The 3,889-nt window shown below is 70.0% G+C and carries 4 protein-coding genes; 3 read left to right on the forward strand and 1 reads right to left on the reverse strand.

The window, feature by feature from the left end; genetic code table 11:
• Window positions 1–27 precede the first annotated feature (27 nt).
• The gene (locus tag AOK00_RS35115; RefSeq protein ID WP_055604165.1) at window positions 28–660 is read right to left on the reverse strand and encodes a TetR/AcrR family transcriptional regulator; all 633 of its coding nucleotides are present in this window, start codon (window positions 658–660) and stop codon (window positions 28–30) included.
• A gap of 323 nt (window positions 661–983) precedes the next feature.
• Here AOK00_RS35115 and AOK00_RS35120 point away from each other — a divergent pair, with 323 nt between their 5' ends.
• From AOK00_RS35120 to AOK00_RS35130, 3 genes are all read left to right on the forward strand, one after another.
• Window positions 984–1,961, forward strand: a complete 978-nt coding sequence (locus AOK00_RS35120; protein WP_055604166.1) for a tetratricopeptide repeat protein — start codon at window positions 984–986, stop codon at window positions 1,959–1,961.
• A gap of 588 nt (window positions 1,962–2,549) precedes the next feature.
• On the forward strand, window positions 2,550–3,230 hold the full coding sequence (locus tag AOK00_RS35125) for a DUF6230 family protein (protein ID WP_055604167.1): 681 nt from the start codon (window positions 2,550–2,552) through the stop codon (window positions 3,228–3,230).
• 117 nt (window positions 3,231–3,347) lie between these two features.
• Window positions 3,348–3,889: DUF6114 domain-containing protein (locus tag AOK00_RS35130; RefSeq protein ID WP_055604168.1), on the forward strand; the 542-nt coding region annotated here is incomplete at its 3' end.

Genomic DNA, 3,889 nt, shown 5'->3' on the forward strand with positions numbered 1-3,889 from the left:
CCGTACCGCCCCTGACGCGTGCGGGCCTCAGCCGCCGGCGGCCGCCGCCGCCCCCAGACCGCCCACCAGGAGCGCCGAGAGCCGCGCCACCCACGGTTCGTCGACCGGCTCCGCGCTCACCAGCGCGCGGTGCACCACGGCGCCCGCGATCACGTCGAAGATCAGGTCGTCGGTGGCGTCCACCGCGACCGGGTCCCGGTCCGCGGGGAGTTCACCGCGCCGCTGCGCCCGCATCCGGCCCTCCAGGACGAGCCGCTTCTGCCGGTCCACGATCGAGGCCCGTATCCGTTCGCGCAGCGGCTCGTCGCGGGTCGACTCGGCCACCACCGCCATCAGGGCCGTCTTGGTCTCGGGGCGTTCGAGGAGGGCGGCGAACTGGAGGACGACGTTCTCGATGTCGGCCTGGAGGGAACCCAGGTCGGGCAGTTCGAGTTCATCGAAGAGGACGGCGACGGCGTCGACCACGAGCTCGCTCTTGTTGGCCCAGCGGCGGTACAGGGTCGTCTTGGCCACCCCGGCCCGGCCGGCCACGTCCCCCATCGTCAGCTTGGACCAACCCAGCTCGACCAGGGCCGCGCGGGTCGCCTCCAGGATGGCCGTGTCGGCCTCGGTGGAGCGGGGGCGTCCGGTACGGCTGCTGCGGTTGGTGCGGCTACACATGGACGTCGACCATACCCGCCGGTAGGTAGTGCGCCAGAGGGGTGGCGTGTGAGGCAGTTCACCGTACGGATCCGGCCCGCGGCCTCCCCTCGGCTCACCCGGGAGAGTTACGCTACGACCTGTAGCGAAAGGCATTGAGCGGCCTGAGCGACAACCACGGCACCGGGTGGGGACCCGGTGCACCGCACCGGGTGGGGACCCGGTGCGAACCGAAGACGAGGAACCGTGTCGCCCCACGTCTCGCACACCGGCGGGAGACGTGCGGACGGCACGGTTCAGCCATGGCTTACCGGTTACGCGCGCGGAGGGGGGAGGATGTACGTATGCAGCCCCGAAACATGTCCATGAGCGGCGTCGTCGACCTCGCCGCGGTGAAGGCGGCCGGCGAGGCCAAGGCGAAGGCGGAGCAGACGCGCGCCGCAGCCGCCCGGCAGGGCGGCCCCGCCGCCGTGCCCCCGTCCGCCCTGGTGATCGACGTCGACGAGGCGGGCTTCGAGCGCGATGTGCTCCAGCGCTCCGCCGAGGTCCCGGTCGTCCTCGACTTCTGGGCCGAGTGGTGTGAGCCCTGCAAGCAGCTGAGCCCGCTCCTGGAGCGGCTCGCCGGCGAGTACAACGGCCGCTTCCTGCTCGCGAAGATCGACGTCGACGCCAACCAGATGCTGATGCAGCAGTTCGGCATCCAGGGAATTCCGGCCGTTTTCGCGGTGGTCGCCGGTCAGGCGCTGCCGCTCTTCCAGGGCGCCGTGCCCGAGGCCCAGATCCGCGAGACCCTCGACCAGCTGATCCAGATCGGCGAGGAGCGCTTCGGTCTGACCGGCATCGTCGTCGACGCGGACGGCGAGGGCCCCGACGGCGGTACGGCCGCGGCCGCGCAGCCCGTCGGCCCCTACGACGCGCTCCTCGAAGCGGCCATGTCCGCGCTCGACGCGGGCGACCTCGCCGGCGCCGTCCAGGCGTACAAGAACGTGCTCGCCGACGACCCGGCCCACCCGGAGGCCAAGCTCGGTCTGGCCCAGGCCGAACTCCTCGCCCGGGTGCAGGACCTCGACCCGGCCGCGGTCCGCAAGGCCGCCGCCGACGGTCCGGCCGATGTGACCGCGCAGATCGCCGCCGCCGACCTCGATCTGGTGGGCGGTCATGTGCAGGACGCCTTCGGGCGTCTCGTCGAGACCGTGCGCCGCACGGTCGGCGAGGACCGGGACGCGGCGCGGCTGCGGCTCCTGGAGCTCTTCGAGGTGATCGGCGCCGACGACCCGCGGGTCACGGCGGCCCGGCAGGCTCTGGCACGGGTGCTGTTCTAGTTCCGTCCGGTGTGCCCGATCGTCCGACGATTTGGCAGCAGGGTGACAAAAGGCGGCCGCGCTTTACCAAAACTTGGTAATCGCGGCCGCTGTTACTTGCAGTAAATCGAACCTGCGGTTCTGTCCGCATTCTTCCGGCAATCTGCCGACATTCCTCGCCACGTGAACGTACCCTCCGTGCCCGATCGGCCCCACCCCGCCATGGCGTGGTTATCCACCCGTTACTAGCCAGTAACGAACCCCCTTGTGCGGGGGCCCGGAATGGACCACGATCGGCGACGCTCGGTCCGAAACCGCACCCCGGCAACCAACCGGGACGCGGCGAGGGTCCCCACCGGGTGGACCGGTGTTCCGGCACCGGTCGTGGACAGGGGGGTTCCCGCTCTCACCGAACGGGGCCTGTCCAATCAGGTCGCGCGCCAAGGCGCGGCCCATGGTTGTCGCTCGGGGGTGATCGCCGGTGATTCGGACGCGCAACGCGCCGCCTGATGCCTCGGCGCTCTCCTTCCCGAGGACGTAGCTCTTCTCCCATCCCAGGACGGGCCCCGGGCCCTTCCGGAGATGTACGTCCGAGAAGGAGGAATTCTCATGAAGTCCCAGGTTCGTGGCGGGACCAGATGGAAGCGGTTCGCCGTCGTCATGGTCCCGAGTGTGGCCGCGACGGCCGCGATCGGTGTCGGCCTGGCCCAGGGCGCGCTCGCCGCGTCCTTCAGCATCTCCGGCCAGGAATTCAAGGTTAAGGCCAACAGCCTCGTCGGTACGGACTTCGTCCAGTACGGCAGCGTCGACGTCGGCAAGGACCTGGAGGGCAAGGACTTCGCCGCCCCGGTGGCGGTGTCCGGCTTCTCCGAGGCCTGGATCACGAACATGTGCCAGTCGGTCGTGACGCCGAAGGTGCCGTTCATCGGTGACGTCACCCTCCGTCTGGAGGCCGGCACCCAGGCCGCCAAGACCGGCAAGACCGAGGACAAGGTCTACGCGAAGGGCATCTACCTCGATGTCTCCGAGCTCAAGGCCGACGCCGAGTTCACCAACATCGACATCGGCATCGCGGCCGGCGACCTGCACAAGGTCAACGGCCAGCCGGTTCCGGGCAAGCCGGGCATCCAGCCCAACACCAAGGCCAACCCGTACGGCTTCGGCCAGCGTGCCGAGCAGGCGACGCTGAACAACGTGGAGCAGAAGGCGTGGGCCACCACGGCCGGCACGTTCAAGCTCCCCGACCTTCACCTGTCCCTGCACCGGGGCACCTCGAAGGAGTGCTACTAGGACTGACCGGTCCGCGAGGACCAGGTCGTCCTGAGGGTGGGACCGCCCCGTGCGGTCCCACCCGCGAGGCCCCTTCTCTTCAACTTCTCAGCAACACCGCTTCCAGGGAGCTGTTCCATGAGCGCCGAGATCCCCGCCTCCCGCGAAGTCCCCAAGAAGGAGAACCGGTTCAAGGTCTGGCGGCAGACCCGGCCCTTCTGGGCGGGACTGTTCACCATGATCGGCGGCGTACCGATCGCCTACCTTCCGTACGGGGACATGCGGCTCGGCAATGTCACCCTCGCCATGCAGACCACCGCCGGAGCCGGCGCGCTGATCATCGGCGTCCTGCTCATCACGCTCGGTCTGACGATGTGGTTCCAGCCCATCGTCCGGGTGTTCGCGGGTGTCGCGACGATCGTCCTGGCGCTCGTCTCCATCCCGGTCTCGAACTTCGGTGGCCTGATCATCGGCTATCTGTTCGCGGTCATCGGCGGAGGCATGTCCGCCGCGTGGGCGCCCGCCCCGCCGGCCGAGGAGACCGACGAGGCAGAGGCCGACGCAGAGCACGACGGCCAGCCGGAGGCCTCCGAAGAGGCCGCCCCCGCCCTCGACCCCGAGACCGAGGCCATGGTGGCGGCCGTGTTCCCGGAGCAGCGCGAGGGCGCGCAGCCGCTGAC

Origin of the sequence: Streptomyces aureus, assembly GCF_001418135.1 — a bacterium.
GTDB lineage: Bacteria > Actinomycetota > Actinomycetes > Streptomycetales > Streptomycetaceae > Streptomyces > Streptomyces aureus_A.

Bases quoted from the DNA above. Each gene is read 5' to 3' on its own strand.
- AOK00_RS35115 (WP_055604165.1), bottom strand. From the start codon at position 660: ATGTGTAGCCGCACCAACCGCAGCAGCCGTACCGGACGCCCCCGCTCC.
- AOK00_RS35120 (WP_055604166.1), top strand. From the start codon at position 984: ATGCAGCCCCGAAACATGTCCATGAGCGGCGTCGTCGACCTCGCCGCG.
- AOK00_RS35125 (WP_055604167.1), top strand. From the start codon at position 2,550: ATGAAGTCCCAGGTTCGTGGCGGGACCAGATGGAAGCGGTTCGCCGTC.